The 21,718-nt window shown below is 66.6% G+C and carries 13 protein-coding genes and 1 tRNA gene; 9 read left to right on the forward strand and 5 right to left on the reverse strand.

The genetic code is table 11. The annotated features are described in order from the left end of the window. Positions 1 to 94: 94 nt before the first annotated feature. Positions 95 to 3,559: a bifunctional proline dehydrogenase/L-glutamate gamma-semialdehyde dehydrogenase PutA gene (gene putA, locus BKY27_RS00985; protein ID WP_071672550.1), complete on the forward strand. Its 3,465-nt coding sequence runs from the start codon at positions 95 to 97 to the stop codon at positions 3,557 to 3,559. Between the two features lie 75 nt (positions 3,560 to 3,634). Here putA and BKY27_RS00990 read toward each other — a convergent pair whose 3' ends face one another. Further along, complete coding sequence (locus BKY27_RS00990) at positions 3,635 to 6,202, reverse strand: cation-translocating P-type ATPase (protein WP_071672660.1); 2,568 nt, start codon at positions 6,200 to 6,202, stop codon at positions 3,635 to 3,637. Between the two features lie 167 nt (positions 6,203 to 6,369). Here BKY27_RS00990 and BKY27_RS00995 point away from each other — a divergent pair, with 167 nt between their 5' ends. Further along, a complete protein-coding gene (locus BKY27_RS00995; protein ID WP_071672551.1) occupies positions 6,370 to 7,254 on the forward strand; it encodes an NAD(P)-dependent oxidoreductase in 885 nt (294 codons plus the stop codon). Positions 7,255 to 7,375: 121 nt separating this feature from the next. Then, complete coding sequence (gene mnmH, locus BKY27_RS01000; protein ID WP_071672552.1) at positions 7,376 to 8,437, forward strand: tRNA 2-selenouridine(34) synthase MnmH; 1,062 nt, start codon at positions 7,376 to 7,378, stop codon at positions 8,435 to 8,437. Here the strand turns inward: mnmH and selD are convergent. Next, positions 8,414 to 10,573, reverse strand: a complete 2,160-nt coding sequence (selD, locus tag BKY27_RS01005; protein ID WP_324609969.1) for a selenide, water dikinase SelD — start codon at positions 10,571 to 10,573, stop codon at positions 8,414 to 8,416. The genes mnmH and selD overlap by 24 nt on opposite strands. 134 nt (positions 10,574 to 10,707) lie before the next feature. Continuing rightward, positions 10,708 to 11,481: a tRNA pseudouridine(38-40) synthase TruA gene (gene truA, locus BKY27_RS01010; RefSeq protein WP_071672554.1), complete on the reverse strand. Its 774-nt coding sequence runs from the start codon at positions 11,479 to 11,481 to the stop codon at positions 10,708 to 10,710. A 151-nt stretch (positions 11,482 to 11,632) separates the two neighbouring features. Between truA and BKY27_RS01015 the strand changes: the two genes are divergently transcribed. Genes BKY27_RS01015 through BKY27_RS01025 form a run of 3 tightly spaced genes read left to right on the forward strand, consistent with a single transcriptional unit; the run spans position 11,633 to position 14,897 of the window. Then, on the forward strand, positions 11,633 to 12,997 hold the full coding sequence (locus BKY27_RS01015; protein WP_407668404.1) for a YcjX family GTP-binding protein: 1,365 nt from the start codon (positions 11,633 to 11,635) through the stop codon (positions 12,995 to 12,997). Next, positions 12,994 to 14,001 carry a YcjF family protein gene (locus BKY27_RS01020; RefSeq protein ID WP_071672556.1) on the forward strand — a complete coding sequence of 336 codons (1,008 nt, stop codon included), beginning with the start codon at positions 12,994 to 12,996 and terminating at the stop codon, positions 13,999 to 14,001. The genes BKY27_RS01015 and BKY27_RS01020 overlap by 4 nt, the downstream gene beginning before the upstream one ends. Continuing rightward, positions 13,998 to 14,897 carry a DMT family transporter gene (locus tag BKY27_RS01025; RefSeq protein ID WP_071672557.1) on the forward strand — a complete coding sequence of 300 codons (900 nt, stop codon included), beginning with the start codon at positions 13,998 to 14,000 and terminating at the stop codon, positions 14,895 to 14,897. Before BKY27_RS01020 ends, BKY27_RS01025 begins: the two co-directional genes overlap by 4 nt. Positions 14,898 to 14,983: 86 nt before the next feature. Here the strand turns inward: BKY27_RS01025 and katG are convergent, their stop codons facing one another. Further along, complete coding sequence (gene katG / locus BKY27_RS01030; protein WP_071672558.1) at positions 14,984 to 17,158, reverse strand: catalase/peroxidase HPI; 2,175 nt, start codon at positions 17,156 to 17,158, stop codon at positions 14,984 to 14,986. Between the two features lie 185 nt (positions 17,159 to 17,343). Between katG and BKY27_RS01035 the strand changes: the two genes are divergently transcribed. Beyond that, positions 17,344 to 18,276: a LysR substrate-binding domain-containing protein gene (locus tag BKY27_RS01035; RefSeq protein WP_071672559.1), complete on the forward strand. Its 933-nt coding sequence runs from the start codon at positions 17,344 to 17,346 to the stop codon at positions 18,274 to 18,276. Between the two features lie 94 nt (positions 18,277 to 18,370). On the opposite strand, the gene uvrB is transcribed toward BKY27_RS01035, so the two are convergent. After that, the gene (gene uvrB / locus BKY27_RS01040; RefSeq protein WP_071672560.1) at positions 18,371 to 20,548 is read right to left on the reverse strand and encodes an excinuclease ABC subunit UvrB; all 2,178 of its coding nucleotides are present in this window, start codon (positions 20,546 to 20,548) and stop codon (positions 18,371 to 18,373) included. 436 nt (positions 20,549 to 20,984) lie between these two features. Here uvrB and BKY27_RS01045 point away from each other — a divergent pair, with 436 nt between their 5' ends. Beyond that, entirely contained in the window at positions 20,985 to 21,296 is a 312-nt protein-coding gene (locus BKY27_RS01045; protein ID WP_071672561.1) for an ETC complex I subunit, read from the forward strand. 238 nt (positions 21,297 to 21,534) lie between these two features. Continuing rightward, positions 21,535 to 21,611 (forward strand) — tRNA-Arg (locus BKY27_RS01050). Positions 21,612 to 21,718: the final 107 nt, after the last annotated feature.

A 21,718-nucleotide genomic window follows, 5' to 3' on the forward strand; every position in this document is an offset into this window, starting at 1 on the left:
TAGGTCTGTTCGCCCGAATTCGCAATAACGAAAGGCAACCTGCCTGTTGATTGCGTGATACCTTCAGGACATCTCCTGCTTTTCGAGGTTTGACATGCCGACCCTTGCCAACCTGCGCGCCACGATCCGCGCCGATCATCTCGCCGACGAGGCCGCCCTGCTCTCTCGCCTGACCGCCGCGCTTGCCCCCGACGAGGCCGCCCGCGCCCGCATGGCCGACTCCGCCGCCGGGCTGGTCAACGCCATCCGCCATGACAGCCGCCCCGGTTTGATGGAGGTCTTCCTCGCCGAATACGGCCTCTCGACCGAAGAGGGCGTTGCCCTGATGTGTCTGGCCGAGGCCCTGTTGCGGGTGCCCGACGCCGAGACCATGGACGCGCTGATCGAAGACAAGATCGCGCCATCGGAATGGGGCAAGCATCTTGGCCACTCCACCTCGTCGCTGGTAAACGCCTCGACATGGGGCCTGATGCTGACTGGCAAGGTGCTCAAGGACAACGCCGAGCCGGGCCTGACCGCGACCCTGCGCAGCGCCGTGCGCCGCCTTGGCGAACCGGTCATTCGCCGCGCCGTGCAGCGCGCGATGAAAGAAATGGGTCAGCAATTCGTGCTCGGCGAAACCATTGCCGAGGCCGTCAAGCGCGGGCGCCCCAAGACCGCGCAGGGGTTTACCTATTCCTATGACATGCTGGGCGAGGCGGCGATGACCGCCGACGATGCCCAGGCCTTTTTCGACGCCTACAAGGATTCGATCGACAGACTTGCCGCCGAGGCCAGGTCAGACGACATCCGCAACAACCCCGGCATCTCGATAAAGCTGTCGGCGCTGCATCCGCGCTACGAGGAAACCAAGACCGCCCGCGTGATGGAAGAACTCGTCCCCCGCGTGCTGGACTTGGCCCGCGACGCCAAAGCCGCTGGCATGGGTCTCAACATCGACGCGGAAGAGGCCGACCGCCTCGACCTGTCGCTCGACATCATCGAAGCCGTTTTGCGCGACGACAGCCTTGCCGGGTGGGACGGGTTCGGCGTCGTGGTGCAGGCCTATGGCAAGCGCGCGCCCGCCGTCATCGACTGGCTCTATACGCTGGCCAGCGAGCTCGACCGCAAGCTGATGGTCCGGCTGGTGAAAGGCGCCTATTGGGACACCGAGATCAAGCGCGCACAGGTCGAGGGGCTGCCGGGCTTCCCGGTCTACACGCGCAAACCTGCGACCGACGTGGCCTATTTGTGCTGTGCCCGCAAGATGCTGCGCTATTGCGACCGCATCTATGGCCAGTTCGCCACCCACAACGCCCATTCCGCGGCGGCAATCCTTGAAATGGCCGAGGATTTCGACAGTTTCGAATTCCAGCGCCTGCATGGCATGGGCGAGGCGCTGCACGACATCCTGCACAAGCGCAACGATACCCGCTGTCGGATCTACGCCCCCGTTGGCGCCCATCGTGACTTGCTGGCCTATCTCGTGCGCCGCCTGCTGGAAAACGGCGCCAACAGCAGCTTCGTGAACCAGATCGTCGATGAAAACGTGCCCGCCACCGTGGTCGGGGCCGACCCCTTTGTGCAACTCGAAGAGGCCGCGAAACACCCCGCCCCCGGCGTCATCGACCCGCCGGACCTCTACGGCAACCGCCGCAATTCCAAGGGCTTCGACCAGCACAACCGCGACGACCTCGACGCCATCGAGGCCGCCCGCACCCCCTTTGCCACCCATGTCTGGGACGCGGCCCCCGTGTTGGCCGGCCCTGTGCAGGGCGAGACCGCCCAAGAAGTGCGCAACCCCGCCCGCCCCGACGATCTGGTCGGCCACGTCAGCGAATCGACCGAGGCCGACGTGGAAACCGCCCTCAGCTCGGCCCGCATCTGGGACGCCCCCGCCGCCGACCGGCGCGCGGCGCTGCTCAAGGCCGCTGATCTCTACGAGGACCACTTCGGCGAAATCTTCGCCGTGCTGTCGCGCGAGGCGGGCAAATCGCTGCTCGATGCCATCGCCGAACTGCGCGAAGCGGTGGATTTCCTGCGCTACTACGCCGATCAGGCGACAGATGATGCGCCGCGCGGCATCTTCACCTGCATCTCGCCGTGGAACTTTCCCCTCGCCATTTTCACTGGGCAGATTTCGGCGGCGCTGGCCGCCGGAAACGCGGTGTTGGCGAAACCGGCGGAAACCACCACGCTCATGGCCTCCATCGGGGTGCGCCTGATGCACGAGGCGGGGGTGCCCCGCCACGCGCTGCAATTGCTGCCCGGTCGCGGCAGCCGCATCGGCGGGCTCTTGACCGGCGACGCGCGGGTCGCGGGCGTGTGCTTCACCGGCTCCACCGCCACGGCACAGCGCATCAACCGCACCATGGCCGACAGCATCGCCCCGCACGCGCCACTTATCGCGGAAACCGGTGGTCTCAACGCCATGATCGTCGACTCTACCGCGCTGCCCGAACAGGCGGTGCGCGATATCGTGGCCTCAAGCTTCCAGTCGGCCGGCCAACGCTGCTCGGCCCTGCGCTGCCTCTACGTGCAAGAGGATATAGCCCCGAGCTTCCTCAAGATGCTGACCGGCGCGATGGATGAACTCAGGGTTGCCGACCCATGGGCGATCGACACCGATATCGGCCCGATCATCTCGGTCCCCGCCCGCGACGACATCGCCGCCTATGTCGAGGCCGCCCGCGCCGAAGGCCGCCTGCTGCACGAAATCACCGCCCCCGCCGATGGCGCCTTCCTCGCCCCCGTGGCGATCAAGGTGAACGGTATCGAGGATCTGGAGAAAGAGGTCTTCGGCCCGGTCCTGCATGTCGCCACCTTCAAGGCCGAGGCCATCGACAAGGTGATTGCATCGGTCAACGGCAAGGGCTTCGGCCTGACCTTCGGCCTGCACACCCGTATCGACGACCGCGTGCAGCATGTGACCGAGCGGCTCAAGGTCGGCAATATCTACGTCAACCGCAACCAGATCGGCGCCATCGTGGGCAGCCAGCCCTTCGGTGGCGAGGGGCTGTCAGGCACTGGCCCCAAGGCGGGTGGCCCGGCCTATGTGGCCCGCTTCCGGGCCCAAAGCCACGCCACCCTGCCCCTGCCTGCCGCCACCCCCGCCGATCCTGCCGAGGTGCAACATGCGCTCGACGCCGCCCCCACCGACACGCTGGTGCGACGCTCCACCACCAGCCTGCCGGGCCCCACGGGCGAGTCGAACCGCCTGTCGATCTTCCCGCGGGGCACGGTCTTGTGCCTCGGCCCCACTGCCGACGCCGCGGCCGAGCAGGTCAGGCTGGCCGAATGGGCCGGGTGTCAGGCCGTGGCCGTCGCGCCGGGGGCCGCCATCGACGGGCGGCTCTCGCCGACGGCGCTGGCCGATCTGCAGGGTCTCGCCGTGGTCGCCTTTGACGGGCCAGAGGCCGAGGCGCGCGCGATCCGTCAGACGCTGGCGGCCCGCGACGGGCGACTCATCCCGATGGCATCGCGCACCGATCTGGCCGCGCTCTGCCGGTTGGAACGCCACATCTGCATCGACACCACGGCGGCAGGTGGAAACGCCTCGCTGCTGGCGGCGGCAAGCTGACAGAGGCGGCGCCGCTTCCCCCCTCTGCCAGGCGGTCATCCCCGATGCCCTCCTGCCAGAGGCGAAGTGGCGCCCCTACCGCCGCCGCAGCGTCTTCACCGCTTCCGGAACCGCGATCAGCGGCAGCGCCAGCAGGCCGATCAACTGCCAATGGTTCCCCCCAAGCGGCACGGTGCGCAACAACACCTGCAAGGGCGGCCAATAGACCGCCGCCACCTGCGCCCCCAGCATGGCGAACAGCGCCAGCAAGAGCATCGGGTTGGACAGCAGCCCGATGCGCCAGCACGGCTTGCGGAACGACCGGAAGGCGAACACGCTCGCCTTCTCGAACACCACGATCGCCGTGAAGGCCGCTGTCCGGGCCAGCGCCTCGCCCTGCGGCAGCAACGTGTAGAACAGCCACAGCGCCGCCGCGCCGGAATAGGCCCCGAAGGCAAGGATCGTCAGGAACCCGGCCCGCCCCAGAATGCCCTGCGCCAGCGGCCTCGGCGGGCGCTCCATCTGGTCACGCGTCGCCTTTTCCAGCCCAAGAGCCACCGCCGTCACGCCATCGGTGATCAGGTTCATCCACAGGATCTGGGTCGCCAGCAGGATCAGCGGCCCCCCGATCAACAGGTTGGCCAGGATCGCCACCACCTCGCCCGCGTTCGACGACAGCAGGTAGCGCACGAACCGTTGCACGTTCTCGAACTGCCGCCGCCCTTCCTTCACCACCCGCACGATGGTGGCGAAATTGTCGTCCAGCAGCACCAGATCGGCGGCATCCTTGGCCACGTCCGTACCACGAATACCCATGGCCACGCCGATATCGGCCCGCTTCAGCGCCGGCGCGTCGTTCACCCCGTCGCCGGTCATTGCCACGATCTGCCCCTCGGCCTGCAACGCCTCGACCAGCCGCATCTTATGGGCGGGCGCGGTGCGGGCAAAGATCACGTCCTGCCGCAGCAGCGCGCGCAGGCTCGGGTCGTCGGCCCGGTCCACATCGCGCCCGGTCGCCACCGTGGCGACCGGCAGACCGATGGCCTTGGCGATAGCCTGTGCGGTCACCGGGCTGTCGCCAGTGATCAGGATCACCCGGATACCCGCCGCCCGACAGGCCGCCACCGCGCCACGCACCTCGGGCCGGGGCGGGTCGATCATGCCCACAAGCCCAAGGAAGGTCAGCTCCGCCTCGGGCGCATCGGCGGTGGCGGCGGGGCCGACGGCCAGCGCCATCACCCGCAGCCCCTCTGCCGCCATCCCGCCATAGGCCGCCTCGACCCGGTCGCGCATCGCGGCGTCCAGATCCTGCGCCCCGTCAGGCGCGGCCACGCGGTCGCAAATGTCGAGGATCGCCTCCGGGGCCCCCTTCGAGAACATGCGCATCCCGTCCTTGCCCGCAACAACGACGCTCATCCGCTTGCGCTCGCTGGTAAACGGCACCTCGTGCAGGGGCGGGGCATCCTCGGGCAGCGGCGTCCAGCCCTTGTAGGCCAGCACCATCAGCGCGCCCTCGGTGGGGTCGCCCACCATCTGCCATGCGTCCCCCTCGCGCAGCAACTCGGTATGGGTGCAGGTGATCGCGCACTCAAGCAGGTCCGACAGGGTCGGGTCATCGCCATGACGCAATGGCCCCTCTGGCCCCTCGATCCGCCCCGCCGGGTCATAGCCGGTCCCGCTGACCGTCAGCACCCGTCCATCGGCCCGCCAGATCTGCGCTGCCGTCATCTTGTTCTCGGTCAGCGTGCCGGTCTTGTCCGTGCAGATCACCGAGGCCGCGCCAAGCGTCTCCACCGCCTGCAAACGCCGCGCCAACGCGTTGTGTCGCACCATTGCCGCGGCGCCAAGCGCCAACGTGATCGTGACCACGGCGGGCAGGCCCTCGGGCACGATGGCCACCGCCAGCGACAGCCCCGTCATCACCATGTCGATCGGGTCTTGCCCCACCACCGTCCCGGCCAGCACCACCAGCGCCCCCAGCCCCAGCGAGGCAATGCCCATCTGCCGGGCCAGCCGCGCCAATTGCCGTGACAGATGCGTGGTCTTTTCACCGACCGATCCCGTCAGTTCGGCGATCTGGCCAAATTCGGTCGCGCTGCCGGTGGCCGTCACCACGCCCTCGGCGCGGCCATGCACCACCGAGGTGCCCATGAAAAGCCGCCCGTTGCCGTCCCCGTCCCCATCTTTGTCCACCGGGGCCGATTCCCCGGTCAGCACGCTTTCATCAACGCGCAGCTGCAACCCGGTCTGCACCGCGATGTCGGCGGGCACCCGGTCGCCCGCTTCCAGCACCACCAGATCGCCGGGCACGATCTGCGCCGCATCCAGCATCCTCTGGCGCCCGTCCCGCACCACCCGCGCCTTGACATCCAGCATCTTGCGCAACGCAGCAAGCGCCGTCTCGGCCCGCCATTCCTGTACGAAGCCAAGCACGCCATTGAGCAGCACAACCAGCCCGATGGCCAGCACATCGACATATTCCCCTAGAAAGGCCGCAATCGCCATCGCCGCGATCAGGACCAGCACAAGCACGCCGGTGAATTGCCGCAGCAGGATGCGCAGGGGCGAAATCGGTGTCGCTTCGATCAGGCTGTTCGGTCCGTATTTTTCCAGCCGGAGGGCCGCCTCGCGGCTGCTGAGACCTTGCGACGTCGGGATGCTCATCTGAAACGCTCCTGGGGCGGGGTGCCCGATCCTTGCCAGCAGAGCCTGCCCACCACCTTGACCGATATCAACGTGACGCGCCGTCATGGGGTTGCCCAGCGCCGCATATCCCGCGATGAAGGGAAAAAGGGGCCGGATGGGTGCCCCGCGACCGGAGGGATTGATCAATGGCAAAAGTAGCATTTCTTGGGCTTGGCGTGATGGGCTACCCGATGGCGGGGCATCTCAGGGCCGCGGGCCATGACGTGACCGTCTACAACCGCACCGCCGCAAAAGCCGACGCATGGGTCGCGCAGCACGGCGGCGCGATGGCGGCCACCCCGCGCCAGGCGGTCGCGGGCTGCGATCTCGTGATGTGTTGCGTGGGCAACGACGATGACCTGCGCTCGGTGGTGACAGGCGACGACGGGGCGCTGGCCGGGTTGGGCACGGGCGCCATCTTCGTCGATCACACCACGGTCTCGGCCATCGTGACGCGCGAGTTGGCGGCCCTTGGCGCCCAGCAGGGCGTCGCATGGGTCGATGCGCCGGTGTCGGGCGGGCAGGCCGGGGCCGAGAACGGCCAGCTTGCCATCATGTGCGGCGGCGAGCAGGCCGCCTATGACGCCGCCGTGCCGGTGATGAACGCCTATGCCAAGGCCACGGACCGCTTCGGCGACGTCGGCGCGGGCCAGTTGACCAAGATGGTCAACCAGGTCTGCATCGCCGGGCTGGTGCAGGCGGTGTCCGAAGGGCTGTTCTTTGCCATGAAGGCCGGGCTCGACGCCAAGAAGGTGGCGGGGCTGGTATCCCAGGGCGCGGGCGGCTCGTGGCAATTGGCCAACCGGGCCGACACCATGGTGGACAACCATTTCGAGCACGGCTTCGCCGTGGACTGGATGCGCAAGGACCTGGGCATCGCGCTGGAACAAGGCAAGGAGATGGGTCTGTCGCTGCCGGTGACAGCCATTGTCGACCAGTTCTATGCCGAGGTGCAGCAATTGGGCGGCGGCCGGTGGGACACGTCGAGCCTGATCCAGCGGTTCCGCAAGATGCACGGCGAAGACATCTGAGGTTTCGGGCGGCCTGACGGCCACCCGACCCGCAAAGCGCCCGGTCTCAACCCCCCAAGGGGGCCTCGCCCGGACGCTGCCTGCGGCGCGAGTATTTTTACCAAGAAGAAGGAGAACGGATTTGGCGGTGGAGCTTGGCGATCTGTGGCAGGCGGGCTGGCAGCGGTTCGATACCCTGATCGACGTGCGCGCCCCGGCGGAATTTGCCGAGGATCACGTTCCGGGGGCCGTGTCCATGCCGGTGCTGTCGGACGCGGAGCGCGCGCGCGTCGGCACGATCTACAAGCAGGACAGTCCGTTTGCCGCGCGCAAGATCGGCGCGGCGCTGGTCGCGCGCAATGCCGCCCGCCATATCGAAAAGCGCCTGATGGCCCATGATGGCGGCTGGCAGCCCTTGGTCTATTGCTGGCGCGGCGGGCAACGGTCCAATGCCTTCGCGACGATCCTCGAGCAGATTGGCTGGCGGGTGCAGGTCGTCGAGGGCGGCTATCGCAGCTACCGCCGCAAGGTGGTCGCGGCGTTGTACGAACAGGCCCTGCCCTTTCGGTTGATCCGGCTCGACGGCAATACCGGCACCGCCAAGACGGCACTGTTGCCGCTCTTGGCCAAGCGGGGGGTGCAAGTCGTCGATCTTGAGGGGCTGGCGGGCCATCGCGGCTCGATCCTCGGGGCGACGGCGGGGGGGCAGCCCGCGCAAAAGGGGTTCGAAAGCGCCCTCATCGACGCGCTGCGCCCGCTGGACCGCGACCGTCCGGTGGTGGTCGAGGCGGAATCGGCGCGCATCGGCAACCTGCGCCTGCCGCCCGCTCTGTGGAAAGCGATGATCGCCGCGCCGCGCGTGGTGGTCGAGGCCCCTTTGGCGGCCCGAGCGACCTACCTGGCCGAGGCCTATGCCGACCTGCTGGCCGAACCCGCAGAACTGATCGAGCTGTTGGCCGGGTTGCGTGCGCTGGTGGGGGCCGAACGGGTGGCCCATTGGCAAGACCTGACCCGCGCCGCCGCGTGGCGCGATCTGGCGGCGGAACTGGTCACGCATCACTACGACCCGGCCTATGCCCGGGCGCGCGCGCGCGACGATGCGCCGGTGGCCGCGACGGTGACGAGCGCAGGCTTGTCCGGGGCAGACCTGCCCGATCTCGCCGACCGCCTGAGCGACGCGCTAAACGAGGTCGATGCGGGGTGAGCCCGCGGTGATCTCTCCGATCACCACCGCCCCCGGCACCGCCGCCAAGAGCGCCGCGACCTGATCCTCCGGCACCGCCGCCAACAGACCGCCCGAAGTCTGCGGATCAAACAGGATCGGGTCGCTTGCCCCCCCCATTCGGCCCATCACCGCCGCCGCATTCGCCCCGTGAATGGTCGAGCGGAGACCCGCCGCAAGGCAGGCCCGCGCGCCGTCGATCACCGGCAGGGCAGCCGCGTGAAGACGCGCCGCCACGCCGGACGCTTCGCAGATATTCATCAGGTGCCCGGCCAGCCCGAACCCCGTGACATCCGTCATCGCCCGCGCCACCGGCCGCAGCGCCCGCGCGGCGGCGCCAGACCCGGTGGCCATCTGCGCCCATGTCCGCGCCACCACCGCCCCCGGCGCGCGCATCTGCATCTCGGCGGCCAGCACCACCCCGGTGCCGAGCGGTTTGGTCAGGATCAGCCTGTCGCCTGGCCGCGCGCCCGCCAGCGTGATCGCCTCGCCCTCCAGCAGGCCAGTCACGGTAAAACCGATGGTCAGCTCATCACCCATCGAACTGTGGCCGCCGACGATCTCGGCCCCCTCGGCGGCAAAAACGCTGCTCGCCTCGGCCATGATCTCCGTCAGCCAGCGGGTCTGCAATTCGGGCGACAGGCGTGGCAGGATCAGCGTCGCCAAGGCCGCTTGCGGCGTGGCCCCCATGGCCCAGCAATCGCCAAGCGCATGGACCGCCGCGATACGGGCCTGAAGGCCGGGATCGTTGCAAAACCCGCGCAGGTGATCGGTGGTCAGGATCTGGGTCGCGCCGCCAACCCGCAGCACCGCCGCATCGTCGCCGGGGGCCGACAGCACATCGGCGCGGTGGCCCGCCGGCAGCACCATCAGCGCCTCCGACAGGCTGCCCGGCCCCAGCTTGGCGCCACAGCCGCCACAAAGCGGCTTGCCCCCCAACACCGCATCCACCCCGGCGGCCCGCAGGCGCGGCAAGGGCGGCGCTGCCATCGGGTCGAGATCACGGAACTTGTCCATGAAGGCCTGGTCGATCCGATTCTTCCACCGCCACAACAGCGGTCCGTCCGCGACCATCCCGGCCTTTTCGGCCAGCGCCTCTTTGCCGCCAAGCGAGATCAGCTTGAGGTAATCGCGTTGCGGGCGAAACCGCTTCAGATCGCCCTCGCGCCCCTCGGCCAGCGCGCGCAGGTTGGCCAGCAGCACCGGCGCCGCCCGCACGGCGAAAACCCCCGCCTTGGGGCGCGGCGAAAAGGTCAGGGCGGCGCAATCGCCCGCCGCGAAGACCTGCGGATGCCCCGCGACGCGCAGATGCGGATCGACCGGCAGGAATCCGTCGACCAAGGGCAGCCCTGTGGTGGCGAGCCAGTCATGCGGCCGCGCCCCCGCTGCCCCAAGGCTAAAGTGGCTCTCGATCCGGTCGCCAGAGGCCAGCAGCAGGTGATCCGCCGCGATCCTGGACACCTCGGAATGCTCATACAGCACGACGCCTAACCGAGACAGCCGCGCCAGCAGCCGGGCCCGCGCCTTGGGGTGAACGGACTCCAGAACCTCGCCCCGGTCGAGCAGCGCAACCTCGGATCGGCCCGTCGCCGCCTGAAGTCGGAACGCCGCTGCCATGGCCAGTTCGACGCCCGCCACCCCACCACCGACCACCGCAACCGGGCCACCGCCCTCCGCGACGAAGCTGGCCCATCTGTCGGCGAAGACATCCAGCGGCTTGGCGGCAATGCCATGCTCGGCAAAGCCTGTGATTTCGGGCATCCGCGCATGAATGCCGATGTCGATGGACAGCAGGTCATAGCCGATCGGCGCGCGCCCCGGCACGCTGACCCGGCGCGCCAGGGGGTCGATCCCGTCCACGGCACCAATCACCACCCGCGCGCCCGCGAACCGCGCCAGATGCACGAGGTCGATATCCAATTCGTCCCGTGCGTAATGCCCCGCCACATGGCCCGGCAGCATCCCCGAATAGGGGGCGGTCGGGCCGGGGTTGATCACGGTCAGCCGCACCCCCGGCAAGGGCCGCATTGCCCACATCCTGAGCACAAGCGCATGGGTGTGGCCACCGCCCACAAGAACGATATCGCTGACGATGGGCAAGGTGGCGTGCATGGTCATTCCTCGGCAGTGCTGCGACCAGCCTTACCCGCCCGCGCCGCGCGCGGCGAGTCCCTACGCCGCCGCATCGTTTGTAAAGATTTTCCGACAGACCTGTCAGGAATTTCCGACGCGGCCGTCGGAAATCCGGGGCCTCACCCGTCGCCGAACGGCGGCTCGCGATAGCGCACATGGCTGAGATAGAGCCCATCGGCCGGGCAGACCGGCCCGCAGGCGGCGCGGTCTCGGGCCTCCAGCGCGGTTTTCACATCCTCGGGCGCCCACGCCCCTGCGCCGACCCGTTCCAGCGTACCGACGATCGAGCGCACCTGATTGTGCAGGAACGACCGCGCCCGCAGGAAAAAGCGGAATTCTCGGCCATGGCGGCACGCCACCTCGGTGATCGAGATCTCGTCCAGCGTCTTCACCGGGCTGGCCGCCTGACAGATCGTGGCGCGGAAAGTGGTGAAATCATGGTGTCCGATCAGATACCTGGCCCCTTCCCGCATCGCGTCAGGATCAAGTCGGTTCTTGACCTGCCACGCGAACCCCGCGTCGTGGGTCAGCGGCGCGCGGCGCGAAATCAGGCGAAAGACATATTGCCGTTCGAGGGCCGAAAACCGCGCGTGCCAGTCGTCCGCGACGCGCTTGGCCGCGAGGATTGCAACCGGCTGCGGCTTGAGATGGTAGTTCAGCGCCTCGGACAAGCGGAACGGGTTCCAGTCCCGCGCCATGTCACAATGGGCCACCTGACCGGTGGCGTGCACCCCCGCATCGGTCCGCCCCGCCGCCGCAATCGTCGGCACATCAGCTTCCAACCGCGCCAACGCGGCCTCGATCGCGCCCTGAACCGAGAGCTGATCGACCTGACGCTGCCAGCCGACAAAGGGGCGGCCATCATATTCCACAAGAAGCGCATAACGGGGCATGGTTTTCCGCTACCGCAAAGCGCGGCGAAGGGCAATCAGCCCTGTAAACCGCGTGGGCGAATGCCTATTCTCAAGGCTATCGGAATTGGAAAGGTGGTTTCACTTGGTCATCGGTGCCCTCTCGGACACGCTCGGGCGTGGGGTGGAAAGCATGGGCTCGGCCCTGTCAGAGACCTTTTTCGAACCGGTCATCCGCCTCGGCGTGACCGGCCTGTCGCGGGCTGGCAAGACGGTTTTCATCACCTCGCTGGTGGCCAACCTGCTGGACCGGGGCCGGATGCCGGGGCTGCAAGCCGCCAGTTCCGGGCGCATTCAGGCCGCGTTCCTGCAACCGCAGCCCGACGATACCGTGCCGCGTTTCGATTTTGAGACCCATCTTGCCGCGCTGACCGGAACGGCGCCGCATTGGCCCGACTCCACTCGCGCCGTGTCCGAACTGCGCCTGTCGCTGCGGGTCCAGCCGAAGGGGCTGTTGTCCGGCCTGTCGGGGCCCCGCACCGTGCATCTGGATATCGTGGATTATCCGGGCGAATGGCTGCTCGACCTCGCGTTGTTGGACCAAACCTATGATGAATGGAGCGCCGACACGCTGGCCCGTGCCGAGGCGCGCGCGCAGGCCAAGGCGTTCCTCGCGGACCTCGCCGCGACCAACGGCAACGAAAAGCTGGCAGAGTCCACCGCGCAGCGGCTGGCCCACAGCTTCACAACCTATCTCAATACCGCCCGCGAAGATGGTTTTTCCGATTGCACGCCGGGACGTTTCCTGTTGCCGGGCGAACTGGAAGGCAGCCCCGTGCTGACCTTCGCGCCCCTGCCCATGGGCGACGCCCCGCGCGGCAGCCTGCGCCGGGAAATGGCCCGCCGATACGAGGCCTACAAGGCACAGGTCGTCAAACCCTTCTTCCGCAATCATTTTGCCCGGATCGACCGGCAGGTGGTGCTGGTCGATGCGCTCGGGGCGATCCATTCCGGGCCGCAAGCCGTCGAAGATCTTCGCCGCGCCATGGCCGGTATTCTGGGGGCGTTCCGGCCGGGGCGAAATTCATTCCTGTCGGCGATCATGGGCAGGCGGGTCGAGAAGATCCTCTTTGCCGCGACCAAGGCCGATCACCTGCACCACACACAACACCCGCGCCTGACCGCGATCATGGAGGCGCTGCTGCGCGACGCCCGCGACCGGGCCGATTTCGCCGGGGCCACGACTCAGGCCATGGCAATCGCGGCCCTGCGCGCCACGGTCGAAGAGACCCGGCCGCATGACGGCAAGGATCTGGATCTCGTGCGTGGCACGCTGCTGGCGACCGGCAAGCAGGCCGCCTTCCACCCCGGTGAACTGCCCGAAGACCCCGGCCACCTGCTCGCCCCTGCGCGCAAGGGGGCCGAGGCGTGGCTGGACGCGGATTACGAGGTGATGCGCTTCGCCCCGGCCCAATTGATCCTGAAACCCGGTGAAGGGCCGCCGCATATCCGGCTGGACCGCGCCGCCGAATTCCTGTTGGGGGACAAGCTGGCATGAGCGAGCGCAAAGGCCCGATCCTGATCGAACTGGACGACACGCCCGTCGAAGGCCCTGCCGCCGCACCGCCGGTGCCCGACCTCGACATGCCTGCCCCCACGGGCCGTGCAATGCAGACCGTGGCGACGCTGGCCGCGCGCAAACCCTCGCGGCTGGCGCAATTCTTCTGGGCGTCGGTGACGGGGTTGATCGGCTTCACGGTGTCGCTCGCGGCGTGGAACTATGTCACCGGGCTGCTGGCCTCACATCCCGTTCTGGGATGGATCGCGACAGGTCTGATCGGGCTGGTGCTGCTGGCACTGACCCTGATCGCCCTGCGCGAAGCGGCATCCTTTTTCAGCCTCGGCAAGCTGGACCACCTGCGCCGCAAGGCCGAGGCGGCCCTTGCCACCGGCGACATGTCGGCAGCGTCGGGCGTGGTGGACGACCTGCAAACGCTCTACCGGCACCGGGCCGAGTTGCGGCTTGGGCGCGAGGAACTGGCCGCGCGGAGGGGCGACGTGTTCGACGCCGACGCCCTGCTGCATCTGGCCGAACGCACCCTGCTGACGCCGCTGGACGCCGCCGCCAAGGCCGAGGTCGAAGCCGCCGCCAGACAAGTTGCCACGGTCACCGCGCTGGTGCCGCTGGCGCTGGCCGATGTCTTCACCGCGCTGACCGCCAACCTGCGCATGATCCGCCGCATCGCGGAAATCTACGGTGGCCGCGCCGGCACCCTTGGCGCATGGCGGTTGACGCGCGCGGTCATCACCCATCTGGTCGCCACCGGCATGGTCGCTGTGGGCGATGACATGCTTGAGCCTTTCATCGGCGGCGGGCTGCTTGGCAAGCTGTCGCGGCGCTTTGGCGAGGGGCTGGTCAATGGCGCGCTCACCGCCCGCGTGGGCGTGGCCGCGATGGATGTGTGCCGTCCCATGCCGTTCCGCGAAGGCACCCGGCCTTCGGCCTCCAGCCTCGTGCGCCGGGCGCTGTCGGGTCTCTTCGACAGGAAGACCGAGGCATGACCGTCGACCGCCCCGTTCTGGGGATCTTGCTGATGCTGGGGTTCTGCTGCCTTGCGCCACTTGGAGATTCCATCGCCAAGCTGCTTGGCGGCACCATACCGTTGATCCAGCTCTTGCTGGTCCGCTTCGGGATGCAGGCGGCGCTGATCCCCTATGCCATGGCGACGGGCGTGCCGCTGCGGATGACGCCCCGCATTCTGCGCCTGACGATGATCCGAACGGTGCTGCATGTCATCGGCATCGGGTCGATGTTCACTGCCCTCAGGTTCCTGCCGTTGGCCGATGCCATCGCCATTGCCTTCGTTATGCCCTTCATCATGCTGATCCTCGGGCGTTTCGTGCTTGACGAAGAGGTGGGGCCACGGCGTCTGGCCGCTTGCGGTGTGGGCTTCATGGGCGTGCTGATGGTGGTGCAGCCAAGCTTTGCCGAGGTCGGCTGGCCCGCCCTGTTGCCGCTGTCGGTGGCCGTGTCCTTTGCCTTTTTCATGCTGGTCACGCGGCAAGTGGCGAAAGAGACGGACCCCATCGCCCTGCAAGGGATCAGCGGCGTGCTGGCGGTGCCGATCCTTGGCCTTGCGCTGCTGGTGCCGTCGGACCTGCCCGATCTGGGACTAGTCTGGCCGCAAGTGTCCGAGGCGCTGCTGCTGCTTGCCATCGGGGTGATCGGGACCACGGCACATCTGTTGATGACGTGGTCCTTGCGCTTTGCGCCCTCGGCCACGCTGGCGCCGATGCAGTATCTGGAAATTCCGATTGCAACCCTGATCGGCTGGCTGATCTTCGGTGACCTGCCGGACGGGCTGGCCGCCATCGGCATCACGATCACAATCCTGTCCGGGCTCTATGTCATCTGGCGCGAGCAGATGACAAGCCGGACAGCCAGACAGGCTGGCTGACGACACCGGCCCGCGCCTTTTGGCCCAAGAAACGAAAAGGCGCGCCCCGGTCAGGGACGCGCCGATGTTGTCAGGCTTGGGTCAGGTCATGCCAGATCGAAGCGATCCGCGTTCATGACCTTGGTCCATGCGGCCACGAAATCCTGCACGAACTTGGCTTGGCTATCGTCCTGGGCATAGACCTCGGCATAGGCGCGCAGGATCGAGTTCGACCCGAACACGAGGTCCACGCGGGTTGCCGTCCACTTGGTCTCGCCAGAGGCGCGATCGACGATGTCATAGAGGTTCTCGCCGGTCGGCTTCCATGTGTAGGCCATGTCGGTGAGGTTGACGAAGAAGTCGGTCGTCAGCGCCCCTTCCCGGTCGGTAAAGACACCGTGCCCGGTGCCACCATGGTTGGTGCCCATGACCCGCATACCGCCCGTCAGCGCCACCATTTCCGGTGCTGTCAGGCCCATCAACTGGGTCCGGTCGAGCATCATCTCTTCGGGCGTAACCACATAGTCGGTCTTCAGCCAGTTTCGGAACCCGTCGGCCAGCGGCTCCAGCACGCTGAAGCTGTCGGCGTCGGTCTGGTCCTCGGTGGCATCGCCACGGCCCTTGGTGAACGGCACCTCGACCTCGAAGCCCACAGCCTTGGCGGCCTGCTCGACCCCGACATTGCCGGCCAGAACGATCACATCCGCAACCGACGCGCCATGCTGGGCGGCAATCGGTTCCAGCACCGACAGAACATTTGCCAGGCGCTCCGGCTCGTTCCCCGCCCAATCCTTCTGGGGGGCAAGCCGGATGCGGGCACCGTTGGCCCCGCCACGCATGTCCGACTGGCGGAAAGTGCGGGCGCTGTCCCACGCGGTCGCCACCATGTCGGCCACGGACAGGCCCGACGCCGCGATATCGGCCTTGACCGCCGCCACGTCGTAATCGCTGTTGCTCGCAGGGATCGGGTCTTGCCAGATCAGGTCTTCCTGCGGCGCGTCCGGGCCGATGTAGCGGCTGCGCGGTCCGAGGTCGCGGTGGGTCAGCTTGAACCATGCACGGGCGAAGCAATCGTCGAAATAGGCCTGATCTGCCATGAACTTCTGGCAGATGGCGTTGTAGGCCGGGTCCACCTTCATCGCCATGTCGGCATCGGTCATCATCGGCATGACACGCTTGGAAGAGTCGGTCGGATCGACCGGCATGTCCTCTTCCTTGATGTCGACGGGACGCCACTGGTTGGCCCCGGCGGGCGACTTGGTCAGTTCCCATTCATAGCCGAACAGCAGCTTGAAATAGCCCATGTCCCACTGCGTCGGGTTGGTGGTCCACGCGCCCTCGATCCCCGAGGTCACGGCATTGGCCGCCTTGCCGCCCATGTTGGGGTTGAGCCAACCAAGGCCCTGCGTCTCAAGCTCTGCCGCTTCCGGCTCGGCCCCGAGTGCATCGGCGTCGCCATTGCCATGCGCCTTGCCGACGGTGTGGCCGCCGCAGGTCAGCGCCGCGGTTTCCTCGTCGTCCATGGCCATGCGGGCAAAGGTCTCCCGCACCTGACCGGCGGTCTTGGCCGGGTCGGGCTGACCATTCACGCCCTCGGGGTTCACGTAGATCAGGCCCATCTGCACGGCAGCGAGCGGGTTTTCCATCGTGTCGGGCTTGCCCACGTCGGCATAGCGGGTGTCGGACGGCGCCAGCCATTCGCGTTCGGCGCCCCAATAGGTGTCCTTCTCGGGGTGCCAGATATCCTCGCGCCCGAAAGAGAAGCCGAAGGTTTTCAGCCCCATGGACTCATAGGCCATCGTGCCAGCCAGCAGGATCAGGTCGGCCCATGAAATCTTGTTGCCGTATTTCTTCTTGATCGGCCACAACAGGCGGCGCGCCTTGTCGAGGTTGCCATTGTCGGGCCAGCTATTGAGGGGGGCAAAGCGGATATTGCCCGCACCGCCACCACCGCGCCCATCCGCAAGCCGATAGGACCCGGCCGAGTGCCATGCGAGACGGATCATAAGCCCGCCGTAATGGCCATAATCCGCAGGCCACCAATCCTGGCTGTCGGTCATCAGCGCCTTGACGTCGGCCTTGAGCGCCTCGACATCCAGATCCTTGAGCGCGTCACGGTAGCTGAAATCCGCGCCCAAAGGGTTTGTCTTGGTGTCATGCTGGTGCAGAATGTCCAGATTCAGCGACTTGGGCCACCAGTCCATGACCGTCGTCCCGGTCTCGGTCATCCCGCCATGCATCACCGGGCATTTGCCGGTGCTCGTCACGTCATTTCCGTCCATTTCCGTCTCCAATCCTTGCAGTGGTCGCGTTGGCGAAACGGGGAAACAGCGCGGGCAAGGGACCGGTGTGCCTCGGTGCACGCGGTCCCGCGACGGCTCTCCCCCCATCAATACTGGAATCGTTCTAACATAGCATGTGTATTGGACAAAGTTGCATTTACTGATTGGACTGATAACTTGAAGTTATGAGAGACATCACCCTTCGCCAGCTTCGCTATTTCGACGCCCTGTCACGCCACGGGCATTTCGGCCGCGCGGCAGAGGCCTGCGCGATCTCTCAACCGGCGCTGTCCGTGCAGATCAAGGAACTGGAGGAATCCCTCGGCACCCCCCTGTTCGAACGCAGCGCCCGGCAGGTGCGGCTGACCGGCTTCGGCGAGGAAGTCTCGGGGCGGGTGCGGGCCATCCTTCGCTCGGTCGACGAACTGGGGGACATGGCCCGCGCGTCACAGGATCGGCTGGCAGGTCGGCTGCGCATCGGCGTGATCCCCACCATCGCCCCCTATCTGCTGCCTGCGATCATCGGGCGGCTGACCCGTGACCACGCGGGCCTCGACATCCGCGTGCGCGAGACGGTGACGCCGAAACTGATCCACGAGTTGGAGGAGGGTCGGCTGGACACCGCCATCGTGGCGCTGCCGATCTCGGAGCCAGCTTTTACCGAGGTGGCGTTGTTTTCCGAAGAGTTCGTGCTGGTGCGCCCCAAGACGGACGAGGGCAAACCGGTGCCCAACCGCGAGGCGCTGCGGGAAATGCGACTGCTTCTGCTGGAAGAAGGCCACTGTTTCCGCGATCAGGCACTGTCTTTTTGCGCCATCAATTCGACCCTGCCGCGCGAGCTGCTGGACGGCAGTTCGCTGACAACGCTGGTGCAAATGGTCAGCGCCGGGATTGGCGTGACCCTGATCCCCGAGATGGCGGTCCCGGTCGAGACCCGCTCGGCCTCGGTCGCGCTCGCCCGCTTCGACGCCCCCCGCCCCAAACGCACCATCGGCATGATCTGGCGCAAGACGACGCCGCTGGCGGGCCAGTTGGCGCATGTGGCGGACGCGGTGAAAGCAGCGGCGGGGGTTGGTGTGGGTGAACGGCGCCCCGGCGCGGAACAAGGGCGCCCGTAGGGTGGGCAGTTTGCCCACCTCTGAGGCAATGGGCTGGGCAGCGTGGTGGGCAAAACTGCCCACCCTACGGCTTGCTTCACTATTTGAAGAAACATCACCCCCTCCGCCTCTTGCCACCTCTCTGCCCCGGCCGGCCCGCCGTTGACCGCCCGCTTGCCTTCGCGGCCCCCTCGACGGCTGCGTCCACCGCCGATTGACGCGCCAATGGGTCGTCGGACACCACAAGATCCACCGTTTCCAGCCGTTTGACCTCGTCCCGCAAGCGCGCGGCTTCCTCGAATTCGAGGTTTTCCGCCGCCTTCCGCATCTGCTCGCGCAGTCCGTCCAGATGCGCTTCCAGATTCGCACCGTGCATGGGCTTGTCGATCTGGGCGGTGACACGGGCCATATCGACATCGCCTTGGTAAAGACCCGCCAGAATGTCGTCGACATTGCGCTTGACCGTGGCCGGGGTGATCCCGTGTTCCTCGTTATAGGCGATCTGTTTTTCGCGGCGGCGGTTGGTTTCGCCGATGGCGCGATCCATGCTGCCCGTGATGCGGTCGGCATACATGATGACGCGGCCTTCCACGTTCCGCGCCGCCCGCCCGATGGTCTGGACCAGCGAGGTCTCGGACCGCAAAAAGCCCTCCTTGTCCGCATCCAGAATGGCCACCAGCCCGCATTCGGGAATATCCAGCCCCTCGCGCAGCAGGTTGATCCCCACCAGCACGTCAAACGCCCCCAAACGCAGGTCGCGCAGGATCTCGATCCGCTCGATCGTGTCGATATCGGAATGCATGTAGCGGACTTTTATGCCCTGCTCGTGCAGGTATTCGGTCAGATCCTCGGCCATGCGTTTGGTCAGCGTGGTGACGAGCGTGCGGAAGCCTGCAGCGGTAACCTTGCGGATTTCGTCCATAACGTCATCGACCTGCGTCGTGACGGGGCGAATTTCGACCTCGGGGTCCAGCAGCCCCGTGGGTCGGATCACCTGTTCGGTGAAGACGCCGCCGGTCTGCTCCAGCTCCCACGCGGCCGGGGTTGCGGACACGAAGACGGATTGCGGGCGCATCGCGTCCCATTCCTCGAACTTGAGGGGGCGGTTGTCCATGCAGGACGGCAGGCGAAACCCGTGTTCGGCCAGCGTGAACTTGCGCCGGTAGTCGCCGCGATACATGCCGCCGATCTGTGGCACGGACACGTGGGATTCATCGGCAAAGACAATGGCGTTGTCGGGGATGTATTCGAACAGCGTCGGCGGCGGCTCGCCCGGCGCGCGCCCCGTCAGGTAGCGCGAATAATTTTCGATCCCGTTGCAGACGCCCGTGGCCTCCAGCATTTCCAGATCGAACCGCGTGCGCTGTTCCAGCCGCTGCGCTTCCAGCAGTTTGCCCTCGTCCTCCATCTGTTTCAGCCGCAGGGTCAGCTCTGCCTTAATGCCCTTGATCGCCTGTTTCATCGTCGGCGTGGGCGTCACGTAGTGGCTGTTGGCATAGACCCGCACCTTTTCCAGCGTGTCGGTCTTGGCGCCTGTCAGCGTGTCGAACTCGGTGACCGCCTCCAGCTCCTCACCGAAAAAGGACAGCCGCCAGCCGCGATCCTCCAGATGCGAGGGCCAGATTTCAAGGCTGTCGCCGCGCACACGAAAGGTGCCCCGCTGGAACGCCTGATCGTTCCGTTTGTATTGCTGCGCGATGAGATCTGCCATGACGGCGCGCTGATCATACTCTTTCCCGACCTCGATATCCTGCGTCATCGCGGTGTAGGTTTCCGGGCTGCCGATACCATAGATGCAGGACACGGACGCCACGATGATCACGTCATCGCGTTCCAGCAGCGCGCGGGTGGCCGAGTGGCGCATCCGGTCGATCTGTTCGTTGATCTGGCTTTCTTTTTCTATGTAGGTGTCCGAGCGCGGCACATAGGCCTCGGGCTGGTAGTAATCGTAGTAGCTGACGAAATATTCCACGGCGTTGTCGGGAAAGAAGCCCTTGAACTCTCCATAAAGCTGCGCGGCCAGCGTTTTGTTGGGGGCAAGAATGATGGCCGGGCGCTGTGTTTCCTCGATGATCTTGGCCATGGTAAAGGTCTTGCCGCTGCCCGTCACGCCAAGCAGCACCTGATTGCGCTCGCCCTCGGTGATCCCGCCGGCCAGTTCCGCGATCGCCGTAGGCTGGTCGCCAGCGGGCTGAAAGGTGGTGTGCATCTCGAAGCGCTTGCCGCCTTCCAGCTTGTCGCGCGTCTCGATGGTGTCGGCAATCTCGCGCCGGTCCGTGGAAGAATAGGGCATGTCTTGGTCCTTCGGTTGCCCCTAAGAATGATCGCATTTTGTTCCGCTGCAAGGGGGCCGCGGAAAAAACACGCCGCGCGGGCCAACGCGCGGCGCCGGTCTAGCACATCCCTGCTGACAGGGTTTTGTCAGTAGCCTGTCAGCCATCGGCCCCGGACCCGCACCCGACCGCTCAATCTTTAAACGAATTTGCAAGAATTCTGCGGGAGTATTCCCTTGCTGGGTCGGGCCACCTGCCCCTAGGGTGCCCAGGCAAGCAGCAAAACGGTTGTCGGCTGGCCCCGCACCACCCACCCCACCCTCGCTCCACGGGGTCGGTCGGCAACCTGCTTTACCCGGTCTCGCGCGGATGGTGCCCAAGCGCGACCAGAATGACCGTTGCATCCCGCCCCCGCTTTCACGATAAGACACACGTAACCCCGAAGGAGTTGCCCTGATGCGCGCACGAATCTATCAGCCCTCTCGCAACGCCATGCAGTCCGGCATGGGTAAGACCAAGACCTGGATTCTGGAATTTGCCCCGACCGAACGACGCGAAGTCGATCCGTTGATGGGCTGGACCGGATCGGGCGACATGTCGAGCCAGGTCAGGCTGCGGTTCGAAAGCTGCGAGGCCGCGCAGGACTACGCCCGGGAACATGGTATCGACGCGGTCGTGCTGCGCACCCACAAGCGCAAGGCCAACGTCCGCGCGCGCGGCTATGGCGAGAACTTCGCCACCGACCGCCGACAGGTCTGGACCCACTGAAACCCGGTGCCGGGCTGGCGCGTCGCGCTGGACGATGCCCGCGCCCGCGGCCTCAGTCTTGAAACCGGGCCGGTCGCCGACCGCGCTGCTTCCCGCGCTCCATGCCCTTCCGGATTCACGAAAACCGGCCCCTGTGGCGCCTTTGCCAACGGCCCGCACTCCACCCTCACGACCCACCCGATCTCGGCCCCGGATCACTCTTGCCTTCGGCCCGAAGCTCGCGCATCTAGGGGGCAGCGGTCCCGTAGCTCAACTGGATAGAGCAGCTGACTTCTAATCAGCAGGTTCGGGGTTCGAGTCCTCGCGGGATCGCCAAAACCATCATTTAGCGGCATTGTTGCATCGCCAAACCACTTGATCTTGCGACAAAACCGGACAAAGCTCGCTCACTATTACAGTCGAACGGCAGGCCATTTGGGGCG

The sequence above is a fragment of the Nioella nitratireducens genome (assembly GCF_001879715.1).
Taxonomy (GTDB): domain Bacteria; phylum Pseudomonadota; class Alphaproteobacteria; order Rhodobacterales; family Rhodobacteraceae; genus Nioella; species Nioella nitratireducens.

What these genes read in the sequence shown, in the direction of transcription:
- putA (WP_071672550.1), top strand. Translation starts at nt 95, where the DNA reads ATGCCGACCCTTGCCAACCTGCGCGCCACGATCCGCGCCGATCATCTC.
- BKY27_RS00990 (WP_071672660.1), bottom strand. Translation starts at nt 6,202, where the DNA reads ATGAGCATCCCGACGTCGCAAGGTCTCAGCAGCCGCGAGGCGGCCCTC.
- BKY27_RS00995 (WP_071672551.1), top strand. Translation starts at nt 6,370, where the DNA reads ATGGCAAAAGTAGCATTTCTTGGGCTTGGCGTGATGGGCTACCCGATG.
- selD (WP_324609969.1), bottom strand. Translation starts at nt 10,573, where the DNA reads ATGACCATGCACGCCACCTTGCCCATCGTCAGCGATATCGTTCTTGTG.
- truA (WP_071672554.1), bottom strand. Translation starts at nt 11,481, where the DNA reads ATGCCCCGTTATGCGCTTCTTGTGGAATATGATGGCCGCCCCTTTGTC.
- BKY27_RS01015 (WP_407668404.1), top strand. Translation starts at nt 11,633, where the DNA reads ATGGGCTCGGCCCTGTCAGAGACCTTTTTCGAACCGGTCATCCGCCTC.
- BKY27_RS01020 (WP_071672556.1), top strand. Translation starts at nt 12,994, where the DNA reads ATGAGCGAGCGCAAAGGCCCGATCCTGATCGAACTGGACGACACGCCC.
- BKY27_RS01025 (WP_071672557.1), top strand. Translation starts at nt 13,998, where the DNA reads ATGACCGTCGACCGCCCCGTTCTGGGGATCTTGCTGATGCTGGGGTTC.
- katG (WP_071672558.1), bottom strand. Translation starts at nt 17,158, where the DNA reads ATGGACGGAAATGACGTGACGAGCACCGGCAAATGCCCGGTGATGCAT.
- BKY27_RS01035 (WP_071672559.1), top strand. Translation starts at nt 17,344, where the DNA reads ATGAGAGACATCACCCTTCGCCAGCTTCGCTATTTCGACGCCCTGTCA.
- uvrB (WP_071672560.1), bottom strand. Translation starts at nt 20,548, where the DNA reads ATGCCCTATTCTTCCACGGACCGGCGCGAGATTGCCGACACCATCGAG.
- BKY27_RS01045 (WP_071672561.1), top strand. Translation starts at nt 20,985, where the DNA reads ATGCGCGCACGAATCTATCAGCCCTCTCGCAACGCCATGCAGTCCGGC.